Source organism: Massilia sp. YIM B02769 (assembly GCF_030411995.1).
Lineage (GTDB): Bacteria > Pseudomonadota > Gammaproteobacteria > Burkholderiales > Burkholderiaceae_D > Telluria.
Map to the genome: position 1 here is coordinate 24254 of NZ_JASNRC010000002.1, position 20237 is coordinate 44490.

General features: G+C 62.2%; 27 protein-coding genes. 19 read left to right on the plus strand and 8 right to left on the minus strand.

Annotated elements, in window-relative coordinates:
• Positions 1-23 precede the first annotated feature (23 nt).
• The 14 genes from QPK31_RS02800 (at position 24) to QPK31_RS02865 (ending at position 6893) form a co-directional block, all read left to right on the plus strand.
• Complete coding sequence (locus tag QPK31_RS02800; protein WP_290421422.1) at positions 24-677, plus strand: LexA family transcriptional regulator; 654 nt, start codon at positions 24-26, stop codon at positions 675-677.
• Positions 677-1129, plus strand: a complete 453-nt coding sequence (locus QPK31_RS02805; RefSeq protein ID WP_290421423.1) for a S24 family peptidase — start codon at positions 677-679, stop codon at positions 1127-1129. Before QPK31_RS02800 ends, QPK31_RS02805 begins: the two co-directional genes overlap by 1 nt.
• A 41-nt stretch (positions 1130-1170) precedes the next feature.
• Complete coding sequence (locus tag QPK31_RS02810) at positions 1171-1725, plus strand: hypothetical protein (RefSeq protein ID WP_290421424.1); 555 nt, start codon at positions 1171-1173, stop codon at positions 1723-1725.
• Between the two features lie 206 nt (positions 1726-1931).
• Positions 1932-2081, plus strand: coding sequence for a hypothetical protein (locus tag QPK31_RS02815; RefSeq protein WP_290421425.1), 150 nt, complete (start codon positions 1932-1934; stop codon positions 2079-2081).
• A complete protein-coding gene (locus QPK31_RS02820; protein WP_290421426.1) occupies positions 2081-2572 on the plus strand; it encodes a hypothetical protein in 492 nt (163 codons plus the stop codon). Before QPK31_RS02815 ends, QPK31_RS02820 begins: the two co-directional genes overlap by 1 nt.
• Positions 2573-2667: 95 nt before the next feature.
• Positions 2668-2856 carry a hypothetical protein gene (locus QPK31_RS02825; RefSeq protein WP_290421427.1) on the plus strand — a complete coding sequence of 63 codons (189 nt, stop codon included), beginning with the start codon at positions 2668-2670 and terminating at the stop codon, positions 2854-2856.
• A 16-nt stretch (positions 2857-2872) separates the two neighbouring features.
• Positions 2873-3223: a hypothetical protein gene (locus tag QPK31_RS02830; protein WP_290421428.1), complete on the plus strand. Its 351-nt coding sequence runs from the start codon at positions 2873-2875 to the stop codon at positions 3221-3223.
• Positions 3220-4044: a DUF2303 family protein gene (locus tag QPK31_RS02835; RefSeq protein ID WP_290421429.1), complete on the plus strand. Its 825-nt coding sequence runs from the start codon at positions 3220-3222 to the stop codon at positions 4042-4044. The genes QPK31_RS02830 and QPK31_RS02835 overlap by 4 nt, the downstream gene beginning before the upstream one ends.
• 54 nt (positions 4045-4098) lie before the next feature.
• Positions 4099-4443 carry a hypothetical protein gene (locus QPK31_RS02840; RefSeq protein WP_290421430.1) on the plus strand — a complete coding sequence of 115 codons (345 nt, stop codon included), beginning with the start codon at positions 4099-4101 and terminating at the stop codon, positions 4441-4443.
• Between the two features lie 10 nt (positions 4444-4453).
• Positions 4454-4798: a hypothetical protein gene (locus QPK31_RS02845; RefSeq protein WP_290421431.1), complete on the plus strand. Its 345-nt coding sequence runs from the start codon at positions 4454-4456 to the stop codon at positions 4796-4798.
• Positions 4795-5550: a hypothetical protein gene (locus QPK31_RS02850; protein ID WP_290421432.1), complete on the plus strand. Its 756-nt coding sequence runs from the start codon at positions 4795-4797 to the stop codon at positions 5548-5550. Before QPK31_RS02845 ends, QPK31_RS02850 begins: the two co-directional genes overlap by 4 nt.
• A 183-nt stretch (positions 5551-5733) precedes the next feature.
• Positions 5734-6057 (plus strand): hypothetical protein, encoded by a 324-nt coding sequence (locus QPK31_RS02855; protein WP_290421433.1) that lies wholly within the window; start codon positions 5734-5736, stop codon positions 6055-6057.
• Positions 6058-6355: 298 nt separating this feature from the next.
• A complete protein-coding gene (locus tag QPK31_RS02860; protein WP_290421434.1) occupies positions 6356-6664 on the plus strand; it encodes a hypothetical protein in 309 nt (102 codons plus the stop codon).
• Between the two features lie 10 nt (positions 6665-6674).
• Positions 6675-6893 carry an AlpA family phage regulatory protein gene (locus QPK31_RS02865; protein WP_290421435.1) on the plus strand — a complete coding sequence of 73 codons (219 nt, stop codon included), beginning with the start codon at positions 6675-6677 and terminating at the stop codon, positions 6891-6893.
• A 13-nt stretch (positions 6894-6906) separates the two neighbouring features.
• Here the strand turns inward: QPK31_RS02865 and QPK31_RS02870 are convergent, their stop codons facing one another.
• Entirely contained in the window at positions 6907-7566 is a 660-nt protein-coding gene (locus tag QPK31_RS02870) for a hypothetical protein (protein WP_290421436.1), read from the minus strand.
• 12 nt (positions 7567-7578) lie between these two features.
• On the minus strand, positions 7579-8874 hold the full coding sequence (locus tag QPK31_RS02875) for an integrase family protein (protein ID WP_290421437.1): 1296 nt from the start codon (positions 8872-8874) through the stop codon (positions 7579-7581).
• 203 nt (positions 8875-9077) lie between these two features.
• On the opposite strand from QPK31_RS02875, the gene mutS reads away from it, so the two are divergent.
• Both mutS and QPK31_RS02885 read left to right on the plus strand, forming a co-directional pair.
• Positions 9078-11729 (plus strand): DNA mismatch repair protein MutS, encoded by a 2652-nt coding sequence (gene mutS / locus QPK31_RS02880; RefSeq protein ID WP_290421438.1) that lies wholly within the window; start codon positions 9078-9080, stop codon positions 11727-11729.
• Positions 11729-12670, plus strand: a complete 942-nt coding sequence (locus QPK31_RS02885; protein ID WP_290421439.1) for a hypothetical protein — start codon at positions 11729-11731, stop codon at positions 12668-12670. Before mutS ends, QPK31_RS02885 begins: the two co-directional genes overlap by 1 nt.
• Before the next feature lie 331 nt (positions 12671-13001).
• Here the strand turns inward: QPK31_RS02885 and QPK31_RS02890 are convergent, their stop codons facing one another.
• Positions 13002-13550, minus strand: a complete 549-nt coding sequence (locus tag QPK31_RS02890) for a peptidylprolyl isomerase (protein WP_290421440.1) — start codon at positions 13548-13550, stop codon at positions 13002-13004.
• A 78-nt stretch (positions 13551-13628) separates the two neighbouring features.
• On the opposite strand from QPK31_RS02890, the gene QPK31_RS02895 reads away from it, so the two are divergent.
• The 3 genes from QPK31_RS02895 (at position 13629) to QPK31_RS02905 (ending at position 15816) form a co-directional block, all read left to right on the plus strand.
• Positions 13629-14750, plus strand: a complete 1122-nt coding sequence (locus QPK31_RS02895) for a cupin domain-containing protein (protein ID WP_290421441.1) — start codon at positions 13629-13631, stop codon at positions 14748-14750.
• An 18-nt stretch (positions 14751-14768) separates the two neighbouring features.
• Entirely contained in the window at positions 14769-15248 is a 480-nt protein-coding gene (locus QPK31_RS02900; protein ID WP_290421442.1) for a hypothetical protein, read from the plus strand.
• Between the two features lie 280 nt (positions 15249-15528).
• On the plus strand, positions 15529-15816 hold the full coding sequence (locus QPK31_RS02905; protein WP_290421443.1) for a hypothetical protein: 288 nt from the start codon (positions 15529-15531) through the stop codon (positions 15814-15816).
• A 287-nt stretch (positions 15817-16103) separates the two neighbouring features.
• On the opposite strand, the gene bamC is transcribed toward QPK31_RS02905, so the two are convergent.
• The 5 genes from bamC to QPK31_RS02930 all read right to left on the minus strand — a co-directional run bounded on the left by bamC (position 16104) and on the right by QPK31_RS02930 (position 20230).
• A complete protein-coding gene (bamC, locus tag QPK31_RS02910; RefSeq protein ID WP_290421444.1) occupies positions 16104-17282 on the minus strand; it encodes an outer membrane protein assembly factor BamC in 1179 nt (392 codons plus the stop codon).
• A 43-nt stretch (positions 17283-17325) separates the two neighbouring features.
• On the minus strand, positions 17326-18210 hold the full coding sequence (gene dapA / locus QPK31_RS02915) for a 4-hydroxy-tetrahydrodipicolinate synthase (protein WP_290421445.1): 885 nt from the start codon (positions 18208-18210) through the stop codon (positions 17326-17328).
• 61 nt (positions 18211-18271) lie between these two features.
• Positions 18272-18856 (minus strand): bifunctional 2-polyprenyl-6-hydroxyphenol methylase/3-demethylubiquinol 3-O-methyltransferase UbiG, encoded by a 585-nt coding sequence (locus tag QPK31_RS02920; protein WP_290421446.1) that lies wholly within the window; start codon positions 18854-18856, stop codon positions 18272-18274.
• A complete protein-coding gene (locus QPK31_RS02925; RefSeq protein ID WP_290421447.1) occupies positions 18853-19506 on the minus strand; it encodes a site-2 protease family protein in 654 nt (217 codons plus the stop codon). Before QPK31_RS02925 ends, QPK31_RS02920 begins: the two co-directional genes overlap by 4 nt.
• Positions 19507-19606: 100 nt before the next feature.
• Positions 19607-20230: an L-threonylcarbamoyladenylate synthase gene (locus QPK31_RS02930; protein WP_290421448.1), complete on the minus strand. Its 624-nt coding sequence runs from the start codon at positions 20228-20230 to the stop codon at positions 19607-19609.
• Between the last annotated feature and the right edge of the window lie 7 nt (positions 20231-20237).

The window sequence follows — 20237 nt, forward strand, 5'->3', positions numbered from 1 at the left end:
TTAGAAAACGCTAAACTTGACCCATGGATATAGTTGAAACGAGACGCGAGAATCTCCGCCGCTGGGTGGCAGCGAACGGCACGCCTGCAAAGGAAAGAAGTTTCTTTTCGCAGCTACAAAAAGATGCGTCGTTTGGCGAGCGAGTCGCTCGCCGTCTTGAACAGCAGTACAAGATGGGAGTCGGCTACCTCGACACACCTATAGGCGTTGGCCTACCCCCAAAGGCCCCTTTTGATGAGAACGTGGTACCGGCGCAGCTGGGACTGCGCCCGATTCCGGTCATCTCATCCGTGCAGGCGGGGGCCTTACGCGATATGGAAACACCTTACCCCACTGGTGCCGGGTATGCCTACGAGTACACTGACCAAGACCTATCGCCGTGGGCCTTCGCTCTCGATGTCGAAGGGCTGTCGATGAGCCCGGAATTTAAGCCAGGTGATCGAATTATCGTCGACCCCGAAATATCGCCGAATCCCGGTGATTTTGTTGTTGCCAGGAATGGGAGTGAACAAGCTACTTTCAAGAAATACCGCCCTAGGGGAATTGATGGGGCGGGTAATATGGTCTTCGAGTTGGTCCCTTTAAACGATGACTACCCTACGCTGCGCAGCGATACCGAACACTTATCGATTATTGGTGTAGTAACTGAGCACCGTAAAAAACTGCGCCGGTCATAATGGTGCCGGAAAGTGAGTTACAACAAGTACGCGTTGCGCGTATTCCAAGGGTCACGCTTCAACTTCGTGCCGGGACATCGAACTATGAGACCGTTCCTGATCTGACTTTTTTGGAGCCACTCTTGGTGTTACAGCACGAGCTCGACACCCTTCGGCTCAATGCAAGGCAACTATTAGCAATGCGCGTGCGCGACCGTGGTATGGAGCCATTGCTGTTCGAAGACGATTGGGTTGTTATCGATACCAGCGACAAGGCTCGACGCAATGGGGACGTCTACGCATTGAATTGGAACGGCGAGGCTTGTGTCCAGCAACTGGTGGAGCGTGGCGGCCAGTGGTACCTCGGTAGTGTGAACCCTGACGTTAAACCGATCAACGTACGCAGCGGGCAGATCAGCATAGTGGGCCGCGTTGTCTACCAGCCAGGCCGGCCGCTGAGCGGAAGACTTTAAGGCGCAGCGGCACGCCCAGATGCCGACGAGAGAAAGAGACCATGAAGAGGTTACTATTCAGTATAGCCCTTGCGGCCTTGGTAAGCCCAGCAGTTTCCGGACCAGCAAAATCTGTGAAGCAACCTACAGTTACCCAGCAGTTTGACCCGGTTAAATCCTTTCAGCAGTTGGTGGCAGCGGCATCGGCGACTAAGACATGGAGCCGATCTTTTCAGCTCCCTACCACGCAAAAATGGGTCAGACAGAACGCAGTTGCAGGGGATGTCCGATATGACGTAAAAAAAACTGACTCACTCGTAAATCCTCTAATTGGCATTGTTTCCTTTCCAGTGGTCATCTCCGTTTCGCCTGTTGCTGACACGGAACAGGAGGCATTAGAGTCTACCGCTCCGCCTCAACGAAACAGCACTTACGACGTGGATATCACCTATCAAATTGTGAGCGATCGATGGGTTATGCATGAGATCAAGTATAAAGGAACCGATCGAGAAAACCCTTTGCGAGGAACCGTCTTCACTATGGACGCTGAAAAATTTGCCAAGGACAAGAATTCAACCCTAGCCTTGGCACTTAAACCTTGGGTAGCAGATTTGTAATTTACTTCATTCAGTCGCTCAAGCCCGCCTAGTGCGGGCTTTTTCACGCCCCGCGTAACTGCAATCGCACAGCAGCCCAGCGAGGTCGATGTGGCGGCCAGTTCGCGAAACCGTCTAACTGTTTAGTATTCACTTGACCAACGGTTTAGTATTCGCTAAAGTACTCTCAACGAGCTCGGCATCCGCAGAGCGAAATTGGAGAGCACATGCGCACCTTCCACGTCACCGTCCGCACTGGCGGCGATCCCACCGAATACACTGCCATCGCGCGCTCCAGCACGGAGGCGTTTGACCATGCGGCCGAGCTGTTCGCCGACCAGCCTTGCGGCATTACCGTGATCGCCGGGAGCCGCTGATGGACGGCCAGATCCGCCTCCGTCAGTTGCAGGAGATGCGCGCGCTGCCAGCCCGCCCGGCCCGCACAACACTGACCCTGCCCCAGCAACCCAGCAAGACCGGCATCGACTCGCTGCGCAAGGCGATCCTCGACTGCGCCCTCCAGGCAACCCGCGCCGAGCCGCACGACTCCGACCGCCGCCTGCACAGCTTCATCGCGAAGCTGTCCGGGACGATGGAAGGCCTGGGCGAGCGGGAACTGGACGCTGTGCTTTGGAACCTGATGGCTACCCAGCCATTGCCGCAAGCGGCAGCTACATCGCTGGCACGTCAACCCACAGCTGACGAGCAGATGGGCATGGACTGGTGGAACGGCCTGACGGAACAGCATCGCGCGTACTGGCTGGCCGAAGCCAATTCGGCCGAGCCTGCTGCCGCTTGGCATGCGTCCCAAAACGCTGTGAAGTTCTGGGCCGCCGGCGGCGCCGGCAAGCCTGCCACGGAAGGCTGACATGGGCTTCCGCTCCCTCTACCGCTATTACCGCTTCATCGGCATGCCGCGCCTGGAGGCGCTGGCCCGGGCCTACCGTAACCGGATGCGCTGACGTGCCTCGCATTTCGCCCGATCGCGCCGCGCTCGAAATAGCGCACACCAGGTTGCGCAGCAGCTGGCCGCTGGACGAGATGCTCAAGAACCCCAGCCTCAAGATCATCCTCGAGGTGGTCGCCCGCCGGCATATGCAGCGCCGAGCGTGCGTCGATGTGAAGAAGCTGCAAGCCAACGACCAAGACTAGAAAGGATTTCCAACCCATGAGCAAGAAGGCATTCGCCGTCTTTCTGCAGGAGCTGTGCGACGGCCGCACCCACGCGGAACTCAGCGACCAGCTGGCCACCCTCCTCGAAAAGGTGAAAGAAACCGGCAAGGGCGGCGAGCTGATCCTGAAGCTGAAGGTGAAGCCCGCCGGCCGCGGCGCCGACGTCGACAAGATCGTGATCGGCGAGAGCGTCACCCTCAAATTGCCGAACCCCGAGCGCGGCGAGGACTTCTTCTGGCTTACCGAAGACCACGACCTGTCCCGCAACCATCCGCGCCAGGGCAACCTGGAGCTGCGTGAAGCAACCCCACCTCAACCCATCACCCTGAAGGAAGCAGCGAAGTGAACGACAACAATAACGGCCTGGCAAAGGCCATCGAAGAGATCGGCGCCATGGCACTGGCAGCAGCAGCCCCGCATGAGGTCGAGAACACCTTCCACGTCGTGGTGCCCGATGGCCACAAGCTCATCGACCTGACGACGGCCATCGAAAAGGCCGGCTACGCGCCGCACCGCAAGACCGGCACCGTGCACCTGAGCGAGATCGCCAGCTTCAACGTGTTCGTCGCAGATCAGGGCAAAGCCGGCAAGGTCTACATCTACGCAGACCCGGATGCGCGCACCCTGACCGCCGTGCTGAACGACCATGTGCACGGCAGCGAAGAAGCCGGCTGGCGCGACCACCGCGCCATCTTCCAGGCCGAGCTGAGCCGCGAGTTCAACACCTGGATGCGCTACAACAAAGTGCCGATGGAACAGGAAGCGTTTGCCATCTTCCTCGAAGACAACATCGCCGACGTGGTTGCGCCATCCGGCGAAACCCTGCTGCAGGTTGCGCTGACGCTGCAGGCCAAGACCGAAGTCAACTTCAGCAGCCAACGCCGCCTGGACAACGGCCAGGTCCAGCTCGCCTACAGCGAGACCATCGACGCGCGCGCTGCCGCCGGCACTATCGAAATCCCGCGCGAGTTCGCCATCGGCGCCCGCCTCTTCAAGAACGGCGAAGGCTACAAGGTGCGTGCCCGCCTGAAGTACCGCCTGGGCGCCGGCAAGGTCAAGTTCTGGTACGAGCTCGACCGCCCTGAAACCGTCATCGAGGACGCCTTCCAGGCCTACATCGACTCGGCCCGCGAGAACGGCTTCACCGTCCTCCTCGGCAAACCATAAAAGAAAGATCCTGCCATGCACAAACGAGCATTCCAACAGGGCGCGCGCATCCCCATGACGACCGAGACCTACCAGCGTTTGGCGCTCCAGCTGCGCATGGCAGGCGAAGCACTGATCACGTACCCGACGCCGGACACCTATAACCAGCTGTCCAAGCTCTTCGCCACGCTGGGCCGCGCCGGCCTGGCCGGCGATGAGCTCGACCTGGGCAACGATGCACTGTCCGACATCTGCGACCGCTTCGAGGAAGAGGGCCGCATCCGCATCACCGACGTCGAGGCCGAGCACATCCGCACCGCAATCGCCAACATGGACCGGCGCCTGCCGGCCGTGGCCGTGAACCACCTGCGTCAGGCCCAGTGCGAAGTCGAAGTCTACTGCGCCAGTGTCGGCGCCTGAAAGGACCACCGTGAGCACCACTACCCTCACCGCTTCCTACCTGCACAGCCTGCGCGACCTGATCGCCGACGACGGCCGGGCCGCTGCCTACCAGTCGCTGGCCCAGTACCGCACCGCCCTGCTGACGCACATCTGCGAGCAGCTGGTCGCGCTCGACGAAGTGGTCGACCAAGACCTGATCCCGCTGGAGCCGGCAGGCTGGCGCGCCTTCATGACCGAGGTGGCGTCGTTCGCCAGCTGCCTGGTGCACGGCGATACGCTGGCCGCGAAGGCGCGAGCGCTGCTGCGGCGCCGGGCTGCATTCCGGTCGACGCCGCCGGCCGTTGACGTGCCGAAGATACAGGAGGCAGCGTGATCCGCATCGTTTGCCAGTTCTCCTGTGGTGCAGCCTCGGCGGTGGCCACTAAGCTTGCACTAGCCCAGTACGGCGCCACGTACGACGTGCAGATCATCAACGCATTCGTCAGAGAGGAACACGAGGACAACCGCCGCTTCCTGTCCGACTGCGAGCGCTGGTTCGGGCGCGAGATTACGGTGCTGAGCGATGAAAAATACAACGCATCGACCATCGAGATATTCCGCCGCAAGCAATTCATCAAGAGTCGGTACGGCGCGGCCTGCACTACAGAGTTGAAACGCAGGCTACTCGACAAGTGGAAGCAGCCTGGGGACGTAATGGTGTTCGGGTACACAGCGGAAGAAGTCGAGCGCCTTGACGACTTCCGCGAGCGCAACCCAGACCGGCGTGTAGTTGCACCATTAATCGACGCAGGCCTGGGCAAAGAGGATTGCAAGGCCATGATCCAGCGTGCTGGGATCGAGCTACCGCTGATGTATCGAATGGGCTACGAGAACGCTAATTGCATCGGTTGCGTCAAGGGTGGCGAAGGCTATTTTCGTGCGATTCAGCAGGATTTCCCCGAGCAATTTAACGAGCTTGCCGACTTGCAGGAAGCGATCGGGCCAAACGCCTACCTGTTCCGTAACCGCGAAACAGGGAAACGCTATTCGCTACGGGACATACCGCCAGGACCGGCACGGCGTAACGAAAAATTGCCATCCTGCTCGTTCTTCTGCGAGCTGGCAGAACAGGAATACACAGCATGACCCGCCTCGGCATAACGCTGTGGCTGCTGGCGATCTGCGCCCTGATTGGCTTCGCTACCCACGCCCAGCGTCAGTCCCTGCAGCCTCGCAAGTGCCCACCCGAGTGCGCCGACTGCGGCCACTCCTGGGGACCGAGCAATAAGCCGTGGTGCAAATTGAAGAAGACGCAACAGGAGAGTTGAATTGAGCCATGACGTAACTGAACAAGATCTCCGAGCACCAGAATTCCGAGACGGAAGCCCAGCGGACTACGAGCGCCGTGGTGATGGAAAGATCGTCCGAAAAGACCGCTTCAAGCGCGGAATGCAAGACATCGCTGCCATCGTCTTTGGCGCCAGCTACGACTACGAGATTCGTGATGTTGTCGCTGGAGTGCATAAGCTCAAGGGCATCGTGCTCCGCGACGCAATCGCCAACGCCCGGGACGTTTATGAGGGCGACGCTAAAGCCCAGGAAGTACTGGATTACGTGCAGGCTGTTCTCGACAATCCAAGGGAGGCCGTGTGAGCCGCCGCATCAGCAGCTGGGACCATCGTCGCCTCGCAGCCGCCTGCCTCAACCCGGGAGCGACGATGGGCCGGCACGCTGGCATCCAACGCGAGAGCTCAGTAGGCGCCTACTCGCCGATGCGTAACTGCCAAGGACCATGCCGAAAGCGCCGATCCCACATGCAGTTCACCGGTGCGAACACGATGTGCAACCAGTGCGTGCGTAGGACTCCGAGTGCGCAGGGTGCCATCACCTCGCAAGAGGGGCAAGGAATTTCCGTGAATGTTCACGACAATTCCTAGAGGAAGAAACGCTTATGGACTCCATCGCGCAAGAAGGCAACCAGCCTAAACCGCCAGCGAAGCGGGGGCGGCCCTCGTCCGGGAAGGCCCTGACTGCAGCAGAGCGGCAAAAGCGCCGCCTGGCAAAGCTCGAGGCCGAGGGCAAAGCCTTGCTCCCGCAAGTGGTCGTGTCGCAGGCTGTGCAGAAAGCCTTGGTCAAGTTCATCCAGTTCAAGGACGGCATGACGCTTGGCGATGCCCTCGACCGCATCGTTCATGACAGGCTGCTGAGAAAGCGTTCAGGGAAGCGCAAGCCCAAGTCGAAACAGTCAACAACGAATTAATTGGAATATCGTGAAACCTCTTTACCTTGAACTTGAAGCTGTCGCAACAGTGGTCGCTCTTGCCGCCACTACCGTCCAGCGCTTGGTGCGCGACGGGGAGTTCCCGCCTCCCCGCCAGCTATCTGGCCGCCGCGTTGCATGGCTTGTCCGTGAGGTCGAGGAGTGGGCGGAGGCCCGTCCTGTTTCCGATTTAGCCCCACCTTCCAATACATCCCGCCGACAGCACTAAACCGATTTGATGCCTAGCCTCTAAGTGCCGAGGTACTCGCAAAGTGGGCCCGCAACTCGGGAACGAGATTAGTGGTTCCATTATTGGCTTTATAATGATCCCAGCACCGATCGATGATAAATTGGAAATGCTTGATTATGTCTTCCATGCTAGCGCAGTCAACTTCGATCTGCAGACGCAGTTCGGAAGCTAAAGTACAGGCACGAAGTGCATACCATGCAATCCGCTGCTCTTCCAACTCAAACGCCTCATCGATCCCAGCCCATAGGTCAAACTGTGCGCGGATCCACCCATCACATTGGTCAGATTGAATCACAAACGTTTTCATTCTGTCGACGAACGATATCGGTAGTACAGTCCAGTCTGGGTCCGGCTCAAACTTAAAGCGCTCAGTGCGGACCCGATCAAACGCCTTATCATCCCGCAGACCACGATAGCGGTCCATAGCAACGCTGATGTCGTAAAGCTGTCCGTTAGCTTTGTACGCATAGGTTTCGAGATGAAGGATGACTGCATGATATACATGAGCAACCTTTAATTCCTCCTTTTTAGCTTCCCGCTGTCGGTCGAGCCATTTCGATAGAGCGTTCCAGGCTACGTTTACTAAAGCCGCGACGAAGGCACTTGAAGTGATGATTGTGATCAGGTCAATATCTGCAGATTCCGTAGCCATAGTGCCCTCTCTTTAAATGGCGTTATTGACTTTTGCCAGGTTCTCATAGTGGTCGCTTAGTCGCCTCAACCATTCGCGTCGTTCCGCATCGTAGCGGTGCAGATTGTAGATACCGACTATACCCGCTGGCATGTGTCCCAAGACTGCTTCGGCAATCTCGTCGCGACAGCCCATTGCTGCAAGCTGCGTCCGTCCGGTACGCCGCAAGTCATGAACCGACCAATGCGAAACAGGAAGCCGAGCACGTGTATATTCAGGGCGTGTCTTTGAATAAGGTTGATGCATCCAAACCATCGCACTCACGGTCTTTTGCTCGACATGTCCGCTCTTCCCATTGGATGGAAATAGGAAGCCGGACTTCACCAACTCCATACGCCTGCGGACGACTGCCTCCGCTCGACCGACTAACGGCACACGAAGATCGCCCGCGTGGTCACGCCAACTATTCTTCGTTTTGTCCTTTGGCACCGTCCACCACAGGCCATCGCTTTCGTGAGTTATCTCATTGACTTCCATACTGAGGATCTCACTGCCCCGGGTGCAGGTCCACATGTAAAGAGTCACAACGTCGTCAACCAGGCGTGAGAAGTTTGGCAGCCATCGGATCAGCGTACCGACCTCTTCGGCGCTGAGGACGCGCTTAGCAGGACCGATTGACTCGCCTTCACGCACTCGTCCCTTGCTGCGCAGCTTGCCACGCATGATGAGACGCCACCAGTTCGGAATGTTTGAGTCCAGCCGGCCGGCATCGAGGCCGTAGTCCCAAGCTGCCCCCAGCTCCGCGCGGAGCCTAGCCGCTTGAACAGGCGTATCGATATAGGCCGCGATAAGGTCGAATGCCTGAGCGCGCGTGACAGCAGCTGGATCGAGGTCGCCGAAGTCACCGAGCATCTTCTCGAACGTTCGGCGTGTCTCGGCTGCACTCTTTGGCTTGCGGTTCCGCACCACCTGGCCTTCCAGATAGAGATCGCATAGCTTGCGCACGGTAAGGCGCCGGCTTGCAGCAGCGCGCGCGGCATCATCAGCTTCACGCTCACTCTTACGGGTCGCTCGCCGCTCTTCAGCCGGATCGCGTCCAGCGGATCGGATCTCGCGTAACTTTTCCCACTCGACCATCGCGGCCACCAGCGACATCTTTGGCCAGGTGCCAATCTTCACCTGCCGCATGCGGTCGTCAATAGGACTCTTGAACCGGTAGACCCATGACCGCGTCGACGCCGAGGCCTCCAATCGCAGCCCTGGGCAGTCGGAAATGGTAAAGTGTTGGCCAGGCTCGAGGAGCTTGGCAGCCTTCGCATCGAATTGCATTTTCCCTCTCGGCGTAATCACAGCGTAGCTTTTTGCAGAACAGCTTCGCGAGGCGTCAATTGTAGCGTAAGGCGCTGCTGAGTTATCGCTAAATCCTACGCCAAAATGTGGAGTGTTGAGAGGTGTAGTGATGTGTCGTGACTAAAGCGAGAAATTGCGCACCCCGCCGAATCATCATATAGATCATGGACTTACCCAAAGATATGCCGCTAGATCAACGACTTACCGACAACGGCAAAAGCAAGATTACCCCGATGATGCAGCAGTACCTGCGCATCAAGAACGACTACCCCACCATGCTGGTCTTCTACCGCATGGGCGACTTCTACGAACTCTTCTTCGAGGACGCGGAAAAGGCCGCGCGCATCCTCGGCATCACGCTGACCGCGCGCGGCTCGATGGGCGGCAATCCGATCAAGATGGCGGGCGTGCCCTTTCACTCGCTCGATCCCTACCTGGCCAAGCTGGTCAAGTTGGGCGAATCCTGCGCCATCTGCGAACAGATCGGCGATCCGGCGCTTTCCAAAGGTCCGGTCGAGCGCAAGGTCGTGCGCGTGGTCACGCCCGGCACCCTCACCGACTCCGACCTGCTGCCCGAAAAGGCCGAGCGCCCGCTGCTGGCCCTGTATTCGGTCACGAATCGCAAGCAGGTCACCACCGGCCTGGCCTGGATGTCGCTGGCCAGCGGCGCGCTGCGCCTGATGGAATTCACGGGCGACGCGCGCGCCAACGAAATCCGCCTGGCCCAGGAACTGGAACGCATCGCGCCGGCCGAGATCCTGCGCGCCGACGACGGCGATTTGTTCGAGGACAGCCCGGTCGCCCACACCCAGCGCGTGCCCGAGTGGCACTTCGACGTGGTCAAGGGTCACAAGGCGCTGGTCGACCAGCTGGCCGTGTCGACCCTCACCGGCTTCGGCGCCGATGGCCTGGGCGCGGCGTTCGGCGCGGCCGGCGCGCTGCTGCGCTATGCCCACGCGACCCAGGGCCGCGGCCTGCAGCACGTGAACAGCCTGACGGTGGAGGCCGAAAACGAATTCATCGGCCTGGACGCCGCCACCCGCCGCAACCTGGAACTGACCGAAACCATCCGCGGCCAGGAATCGCCGACCCTGTTCTCGCTGCTCGACGGCTGCCGCACCGCGATGGGGTCGCGCCTGCTGCGCCACTGGCTGCACCATGCGCGCCGCGACCAGTCGGTCGCGCGCTCGCGCCACGAAGCGATCGCCGCCCTGGCCCAGGGCGATGCGGCCGACGGCTTGTCGGGCATCCTGGCCCAGGTGCCGGACATCGAGCGCATCACCACGCGCATCGCCCTGCTGTCGGCGCGCCCGCGCGACCTGGCCAGCCTGCGCGACGGTTTGAAGCAGTTGCCGGCCCTGCGCCAGGGCGTGGCGCGCTGCTTCATCCCGGGCGACTCCTGCCTGCTGCGCGAAATCCACGATGCCTTGCTGCCGCCCGCCGACTGCCTGGATTTGCTGACCCGCGCCGTGATGGAAGAACCGGCGGCCATGGTGCGCGATGGCGGCGTGTTCGCACGCGGCTACGACGCCGACCTGGACGAACTGCGCGCGCTGTCGGAGAACGCCGGCCAGTTCCTTGTCGACCTCGAGACGCGCGAGCGCGCCCGCACCGGCATCACCAACCTGCGCGTCGAATACAACCGCGTGCACGGTTTCTACATCGAGGTCACCAACGGCCAGGCCGACAAGGTGCCCGACGACTACCGCCGCCGCCAGACCCTGAAAAACTGCGAACGCTACATCACGCCCGAACTGAAAGCCTTCGAGGACAAGGCGCTGTCGGCCCAGGACCGCGCGCTGGCGCGCGAAAAGCAGCTCTACGACGAGCTGCTGGCTTGCCTGGCGCCGCACATCGGCCAGCTGCAGACCGTCGCCCAGGGCCTGGCCCAGATCGATACCCTGGTGGCGCTGACCAGGCACGCGCTGGTGAATAACTGGTGCGCGCCGCAGCTGGTGGACGCGCCCTGCCTCACCATCGTCGAAGGCCGGCATCCGGTGGTGGAAAAACAGATCGAACGCTTCATCGCCAACGACTGCAAGCTGTCGAACGAACGGCGCCTGCTCCTGATCACCGGCCCGAACATGGGCGGTAAATCGACCTTCATGCGCCAGACCGCGCTGATCGTGCTGCTGGCCTATATCGGCAGCTATGTGCCGGCGACAAGCGCCACCATCGGCCCGATCGACCGCGTCTTCACGCGTATCGGCGCCAACGACGACCTGGCCGGCGGCCGCTCGACCTTCATGGTCGAGATGACCGAATCGGCGGCGATCCTGAACGGCGCCACCGAGCACTCGCTGGTGCTGATGGACGAAGTCGGACGCGGTACCTCGACCTTCGACGGCCTGGCCCTGGCCTGGGCGATTGCGCGCCACCTGATCGACAACAGCCGCAGCTTCACCCTGTTCGCGACCCACTACTTCGAGCTGACCCAGCTGCCCGAGACCCACGCCAGCGCCGCCAACGTGCACCTGTCGGCGGTCGAGCACAAGGACAGCATCGTGTTCCTGCACGCGGTGCAGGATGGCCCGGCCTCGCAGAGCTATGGTTTGCAGGTGGCGCAACTGGCGGGCGTGCCGCCGGCCGTGATCAAGGCCGCGCGCAAGCACCTGGCGCGGCTGGAATCGCAGGCGCTCGACGCCACGCCGCAGCGCGATTTGTTCGCCCAGGTGTGCGAGGAGCCGGCCGGGGAAGAAGCCGCAGCGCCCGTGCCGGACGCGCCGGCCGCGTCGGACGAACTGCTCGATGCCCTGGCCGGCATCGACCCGGATGCGCTGACGCCGCGCGAAGCGCTGGCGCGCCTCTACGAACTGAAGCGCCTCGCTGCCTGATGCGCCGCCCGTCCGCTTCCGTCCTGCTGGCAGCCGCCCTGTGCGCGGCCCTGAGCCTGCCGGCTGTGGCGGGTGGACGGGACGACGACACCCACCACTTCGGCGTCATCGGCCACAGCTTCGACGCCAGGAGCGACAAGCGCTTCCGCAAGGCGCTGGAGGATACGTCGGACAAGACGAATGCCTTCGTGGTCGTCACCGGCATCAAGCATGGGCAGGAGTCCTGCGGCGACCGCGTGTTTGAGGCGCGGCGCGACCTGGTCGAGCGCGTCAGGCGCCCGGTGATCGTGCTGCCGGCCGGCAGCGACTGGACCGCCTGCCGCAATTCGGCCGGGCGCACGAATGCGGTCGAACGCCTGAACCGGCTGCGCGAACTGTTCCATGGCGAGCCGAATTCGCTCGGCGTGAAGAAGCTGTCGCTGACGCGCTTGTCGATGAGTCCGCGTTTTCGCGCGTATGCCGAGAATGCCCACTGGACCGTGGGCAAGGTGCTGTATGCGAGCGTGAACCTGCCGGCGAATAACAACCATTACCTGGCGGCGGCGGGCAGGAACAGCGAGTACGAAGACCGGCAAGTGGCCACGCGCTTCTGGCTGAACCGCCTGTTCACGCTGGCGCGCGGCGACAAGCTCGATGCGATCGTGCTGTTTTCCGAAGGGGACCTGAAGCCGCTGACCCAGCCCGAGGCGCCCAGCCTGTTGCGGCGCGGCTCGCCCGCCTTTGATGGCTTTGCGGCGACGCGCAAGCAGGTGCAGGCGCTGGCGAAGAAATTCGATGGCAAGGTGCTGCTGGTCGATAGCGCGGGGCTGGGCAAGGGAAAGCGGCCGGAGATCGAATGGCGCGGGAACCTGGGGCACCTGTCGGTGGATGACGAGGCGGTCGAGGTGGAAGTGAAGCCGGGGTCTACATCCTTGTTTGTCGTGAAGGACGCGGCGGATTAGCGTTGGCGGGTGATCACCGGGTTACGGTGGTGGTGTTCGTTGGCAGCGTGAACGGGATGGCGCCAACCATGCGGCGCGTTCCGCGTGGGCACATTCGGTTTCAAGGCCCCGGCCTTGAAACCCCCACCGTACGGTCGAGGTTCGAGTGCTGCCAGCGCCGGCAATGATCTGCGGCTTAAACCGTACGGTGGGCACTCCGTGCCCACGCGAACATCTGCATCATGTTGGCCTCATTCGACCCGCCACCATCATCCCGTCGAAACGCCTGACCGGGACAAACCCGCAGCGCAAAAAAAAACCGGGACACGCAGTCCCGGTTCTCATCCAGCAATCAGTGCAGCGGCTGGCTGCGGAACTGGTCGCCCGCTTCGCCTTCGTCGTCGCCTTCGTCTTCACCGTGGTGATGACCGTGGGCGCCGTGCACGTGGCCGTGGGCGATTTCCTCGTCGGTGGCGGCGCGCACGTCGACGACCGACAGCTCGAAGCGCAGGGCCATGCCGGCCAGCGGGTGGTTACCGTCGAGCACGACCTTGTCGTCGGCGATCTCGGTGACGGTGAAGATGACCGGCTCGTCGTCCGGCGCGCCATCGGCCATGCCTTCGAACTGCATGCCGACTTCGATCGGCTCCGGCAGGCGTGCACGCTCCTCGACCTTCACCAGCTCGGCGTCGTAGTCGCCAAACGCGTCTTCCGGCTCGATCTGCAGGGTCGAGTTGAAGCCGACTTCCTTGCCGTCCAGGTGTTCCTCGATTTTCGGCAGGGTGTTTTCGTAGCCGCCGTGCAGGTAGACCATCGGCTGGGCGCCTTCCTCGATGAGGTTGTTTTGCGCATCCGACAGTTTGTAGTTGACCGACACGACCGTATTCTTGGCAATCTTCATCGCACATCCTTTCGTTGTAAGGCTCGGATTATACCCTCGGGCCGGTGCCGCCTGTTGCCCGGCTGGTTATAATGACGCATGAAAAAATTACCGCTCCTCGGGAACATCACTCCCGCCCTGTTCCTCAAAGAATACTGGCACAAGAAGCCGCTGCTGATCCGCGGCGCCATCCCCGGTTTCAAGCCTCTGCTCAAGTTCGAGCGGCTGGCCGACCTCGCCACCAAGAACTTCGTCGAATCGCGCCTCGTCACCCAGGTCGACGGCCTGTGGGACATGCAGCACGGCCCCCTCACCGAACTCCCATCGCGCGACCAGAAGAACTGGACCATGCTGGTGCAGGGCGTGAACCTGTACGACGAAAAGGCCGATGACCTGCTGCGCCAGTTCCGCTTCCTGCCGGATGCGCGCCTCGACGACCTGATGATCAGCTACGCCACCGACGGCGCCGGCGTCGGCCCGCACTTCGACTCGTATGACGTGTTCCTGCTGCAGGCCCACGGCAAGCGCCGCTGGAAGATCAGCGCGCAACAGGACCTGTCGCTGGTCGACGGCCTGCCGCTGAAGATCCTGTCGAACTTTACCCCGGAAGAAGAATTCGTGCTGGAACCGGGCGACATGCTCTACCTGCCGCCGCACTACGCGCACGACGGCATCGCCGAAGGCGAATGCATGACCTACTCGATCGGTTTCCGCTCGCCCTCGTTCCAGGAACTCGGCGAAGCCTTCTTGCAGTTCATGGCCGACTCGATCGACCTGCCGGGCCGCTACGCCGACCCGGGCCAGCAGCCGGCCAGGAACCCGGCCGAGATCCCGCGCGAGATGCTCGCCAGCATCACCGAAGAGCTGAACAAGGTGCGCTGGGACGAGGAAGACGTGACCATCTTCTTCGGCGAATACATGTCCGAGCCGAAGCACAATGTGTTCTTCACCGGCCCGGCCAAGCCGCTGGTCGTGGGACGCTTCATGGAAGCGGCCGCGAAGAAGGGCCTGAAGCTCTCAAGCAAGACCCTGATGCTGTACCGCGGCAAGCACGTCTTCATCAACGGCGAGTCGTTCGCCGTCAACCGCGCCGACAAGATCGTGCTGGATGTGCTGGCCAACGAACGCCGCCTCGACGGCGAGACCCTGGCTGAGGCTTCCGACGACGTGCTGGAAGCGCTCTACACCTGGTACCAGGACGGCTGGATCGAACTGGGGTAAATCACCGAGGAGATTGGGATGAACGAGCCGCTGCTGATCCGTTTCGATACCCGCCGCGACTGCGAAACGCAGTGGCGCGCGGTCATGGCGCGGGCAACAAGACGGCTCGACATGTTCGACCCCGACTTCGCGGTCTTTCCGCTGGGCGCAAGCGAGGTCGACGCCCAGCTGCGCACCTTCCTGATGGGCGGCGGCAGCCTGCGCCTGGCATGCCACGACCCCGCCCACATCGAACGCAACGCGCCGCGCTTCCTGCGCCTGCTGCGCGACTACAGCCACTTGGTCGAATGCCGGCAAACGCCGCGCGCACTGCGCCAGCTGACCGACTCCTTCTGCATCGCCGACAACCTGCACGTGCTGCGCCGTTTCCACAGCGACTGGATGCGCGGCGAGGCCGCTTTCGACGCGCCGGAGGCCGTGGATGTGCCCGCGCACCGCTTCGCCGCGCTCTGGGAAGAATCGCGTCCGGCACTCGCGGCGAGCGTCACCGGGCTGTAGCATTTATGCAAGATTTCCAACCCTTAAGAAACGTCTTATCGGCTGTTGCATCTTGTAACAAAATGAAGCTTAACAAGTCACATAATACTTACATTTTGGCATGACTTTTCTATTGCGAATGAGTAAATTTGGCTATAATATCGGGTTAGGAAGGTTCCGTTGTATGTGTATCATTGTTGCAATATTTGCAAAGTACACGAGAATTCCAGCGAGCGATAATTACCGGTAATTATTCATCGTAAAAACAAGAAGTACTTCACTTTTAATTAAAAGGAAAATCATGAAAAAATCCCTGCTGATCGTCTCCCTGATGGCTGTTGCCCTGGCTGCTTGCTCGAAGAAAGAAGAAGCTCCAGCAACCCCAGCTGCTGTCGAAGCACCTGCTGCTGACGCAACCACCACCACCACCACCGAAGTTGCTCCAGCTGCAACCACCGACGCTGCTGCGACCACCCCAGCCGCTGACGCTGCTGCTGCTGCCGCTACCGCTTCGGCTGCTGCTTCGGAAGCCGCTTCGGCCGCTTCGACCGCTGCTGACGCTGCTGCTTCGGCTGCCGCTACCAAGTAATCAGATTTTTTCTGGTTCGAAAGACCGGCCTGCGGGCCGGTTTTTTTTCGTCCCTACTGTTCGTGACCTGAACGCTTGTGCGGCTTTGCTGGCGCCCTACCGCGTGGACACAGGTGTCCACCTACGAAACTGTTTGTGGTCGGAAGAATTTTTTACCATGGACCCGCCGTGCCGGTGGGTACGAGTACCCACCCTACCGTAGGGTGGGTTCTCGAACCCACCATCACGCGAAGCATCCATAAAAAAAAACCGGCCACGCGGGCCGGCTTTCTCAACGCTGACGACGATTACTTCAACTCGTCATTCAACAGCGACAGGATCTTGCCCGCCGTCGGCGACGTATCCGCCTTGCCTTCGTTGTCCTGTACGGTAACCGTGCTGGCGCTGCCGGCTTCGTTGGCCTTGACCAGCACGCGGTAGCGCTGGGCTTCCTTGGCCTTGTCGTCGCTGCCAAAGCTGAACAGTTTCGAGAAGAAGCCGTCCTTGCCGGTCGCTTCCGGATCGACGTAACGCACGAAGTAGACGCCCTGCACGCGGTCGCGGTCTTCGACGGTAAAGCCGACGCGGTCGAGCGCCAGGCCGACACGGCGCCAGGCGCGGTCGAAGCCTTCGTCGACTTCGACGGCATTGCCGGCCAGCTTGGCGCGCTGCGGCGCCGGGGCGGCGTTGTCGACCTTGGCTTGCGCGGCCTGCACCTGCTCCGGCGCGGTGGCGCCGGTCAGGCGCGCCACCAGGCGGCCCAGGAATTGCGCTTCCAGGGTCGGGTCGTTCGGACGCACGGTCCAGACCGTGGTTTCCTTCTGGGCGCCGGTCAGCACCTCTTCGGCGCCGCGGTGGCTGATGTAGATCTCGGTCGAGCCGTCCGGCAGGCGCTCGAGGCGGGTGCGGAACTTGTCGCGCTCGCCGGTCGAGTAGGCCTTGTCGAAGACCTTGCCGATGGTGTTGCGCAGGAAGTCCTGCGGGATCTTCGAGCGGTTCTCGACCCACTCGGTTTCCATCACGCCGGTTGCCTGCGATTCGGTTTCCACCGGCAGGCCGGCGTCGTTCCAGAACTCGCGCAGCTTCGGCCACAGTTGTTCAGGCGTCTGCTTGACCACCAGCCAGCGCTGGTCGCCGGCGCGCTCGACACGCACGGCATCGGTCGAGACCGGGCCGATGGTCGCCACGCCAGCAGGAACGCCGGCAGCCGGCGCCGCCTGGGTACCCGCCGCGGCCTGCATGCCGGACGCGGTGGCCACGCCGCTGCCATCCGGCACGGCGTAACGGTTGTCTTTCTGGAGCTGGGTCAGGTCCGGCGGCACGTCCAGCGGCGCTGCTTTTTTCGAGCCTTTGTAGTCCACCTTGTCCGACTCGAACACGGTGGTGCACGCGGCCAGGCTCAGCGCCAGTGCGGACAATGCCAGCACGCGCGCGGCGGTTGGCGCGGAAACACGGGTCGCGAAGGTCTTTTTGTTGCGAGTAGTCATATCGTTACGATTTCAGATCTGTAAACCAACACCCTTGCGGGACTCAGGATTGCGGCAGGAGGCCCGCCTGGCGCAGCGCGGTGCGCACGGTGTCGTGGAACGGCGCGGACAACGGCGCCAGCGGCAGGCGCAGGCCTGCCGGCATCTTGCCCATTTCCGTCAGCGCCCATTTGACCGGCACCGGATTCGGCTCGACGAACAGTTTCGCGTGCAAGTCCAGCACGCGGTTGTTGATCTCGACGGCTTTCGCGATGTCGCCGGCCATGGCGGCGGCGCACAGGTCGTGCATCGCGCGCGGGGCGACGTTGGCGGTGACCGAGATATTGCCCGCGCCGCCGCAGAACATCAGCGCCATAGCGGTCGGATCGTCGCCCGAATACACGGCGAAGGATTTGTCGACCATGCGCAGCAGTTCGATGCCGCGGCCGATATTCCCCGTCGCATCCTTCACGCCGACGATGTTGTCGACCGGCGCCAGGCGCGCGATGGTCTCGTTGCTCATGTCGGCCACGGTGCGGCCCGGCACGTTGTACAGGATGACCGGCAGGTCGACCGCTTCGGCGATCGCCTTGAAGTGGCGGTACATGCCTTCCTGGGTCGGACGGTTGTAGTACGGCACCACCTGCAGCGAGGCGTCGGCGCCGACTTCCTTGGCGTGGCGCGTCAGGGCGATGGCTTCGGCGGTGGAGTTGCCGCCCGAACCGGCGATGACCGGAATGCGGCCGGCCACGTGGTCCACGGTCAGCTTGATCAGCTCGCAGTGCTCTTCCGGGCTGACGGTGGCCGATTCGCCGGTGGTGCCGACGATCACGACGCCGTCGGTACCTTCGGCCACGTGCCAGTCGAGCAGTTTGCGCAGGCTGTCCTTGTCGAGACTGCCATCCTCAAACATCGGCGTGACGATTGCTACTATGCTGCCCTTGATCATAATTTCTGGTACGTGTTGGAAAATAAAAATCCGATTGTAGCGGATAGCCCGGCGCTGTGGTTCATTCGGCACCAGATAAATGGTCGAGCTTTACCTCGGTTTGCACCGCGCCCTGCCCCGCAGCGCACAGGCGCTGCACCCGCGCCGGCTTCGGCCGGGCGATGACGCCGTCCTCGAAAGCCAGGACCTGCAGCCCGCCGCCGGCCGCATGGTCCAGCAATTCGCCGGGACGCAGGAGGAAGGCCGGATTCGACGGCTTGCCAAAAAGTTCATTCCCGAGCGCGAAGGTTTCGTAGAGCAGTACGCCGTTCGGCGCTAGGCTGGCCATCAGTTGCGCCATCAGCGGCCGGTGCAGGTAATTCGTGACGACGATGCCGGCAAAGCGGCCCGCCGCGAAGGGCCAGGCGGCGCCGTCGACTTCCAGGTCGTGTTCGAGGGTGACGATGCCGGGGCCGGCGGCCGATGCCAGCGCCTGCGGGTCGCGGTCGACCGCCAGCACCGGATGGCCGAGGCCGGCGAACAGGCGCGCGTGGCGGCCGCTGCCGCAGGCCAGGTCCAGCACTTCGCCCTGCGGCACCAGGTGGGCGAAGCGCCGCACCCAGGACGAGGCGGCGAGGCTTGGCGCAGGGGTCGGCGAATGCATCATGACAGCAGCCAGGCCAGCGGCGTGGTGATCAGCTCGACCGCCTGCGCGCCCAGCCACATCACCGGCTGCACCCAGAAGGCGAGCAGGTTGAAGTACAGCAGCGCCAGCAGGATGAAGAAGCCGTAGGGCTCGATGCGGGCGAACTTGAAGGCGATCCGGTTCGGCAACATGCTGGTCAGCACGCGTCCGCCGTCCAGCGGCGGCAGCGGGAACAGGTTGAAGGCGAAGATCAGCAGGTTCGTCACCAGCCCGGCGCGCGCCATCTTGTTCGGGAATTCCTCGTCGATGCCGAAGGCCACCAGCAGCATGCCGAATACCACCCACAGGAAAGCCATCAGCAGGTTGGCGGCCGGTCCGGCCAGCGCCACCCAGGCCATGTCGCGCTTCGGATTGCGCAGGTTGCCGAACTGGACCGGCACCGGCTTCGCATACCCGAACACGAAGCCGCTCGTCAGGTACAGCACGATCGGGATGATGATGGTGCCGAACAGGTCGATGTGGACCAGCGGGTTCAGGGTCATGCGGCCCTGGGCATAGGCGGTGTTGTCGCCGAGGCGGCGGGCGGCATAGGCGTGGGCCGCTTCGTGCAGGGTGATCGCGAACAGCACGGGCAGCGCGAAGACCAGGATGTTTCTGAAATTTTCAACCATGGGGAGGGATTCTAGCAGAGCCGGGCAAGGGAACCCGGCAGGCGGCCCGGCGCGCAGGATGCGCGGCCGGGCCGGCCGGAGTGGCAGTGGCGCAGGGAACTTACAGGCCGAAGGCGGCGGGGTCGCCCCTGCCCTCGCGCAGCAGCACGGGCTCGGGGCCGGTGAGGTCGACGATGGTGGTTGCTTCCAGGGTGCCGGCGCCGCCGTCGATCACCAGGTCGATCTGCTTTTCGAGGCGCTCGCGCACCTCGTCCGGGTCGGACAGCATGTGGTCGTCGCCCGGCAGTTGCAGCGTGGTGCCGATCAGCGGCTCGCCCAGTTCTTCCAGCAGCGCCAGCGTGATCAGGTTTTCCGGCACGCGCAGGCCGATGGTCTTGCGCGACGGGTGCGACAGGCGGCGCGGTACTTCTTTCGTCGCTTCCAGGATCACCGTGTACGGGCCCGGCGTGGTGGCCTTCAGCAGCCGGTACTGGCTGTTGTCGATGCGCGCGTACTGGGCGATTTCCGACAAATCGCGGCACAGCAGGGTCAGGTGGTGCTTGTCGTCGATGCCGCGCACGCGGCGCAGTTTCTCGACCGCGCCTTTGTCGTCGAGCTGGCACACCAGCGCATAGGCCGAGTCGGTCGGCAGCGCCGCCACGCCGCCCGCGCGGATGATCTGCGCGGCCTGCTTGATCAGGCGCGCTTGCGGGTTTTCTGGATGGATCTGGAAAAATTGGCTCATCGGTTTC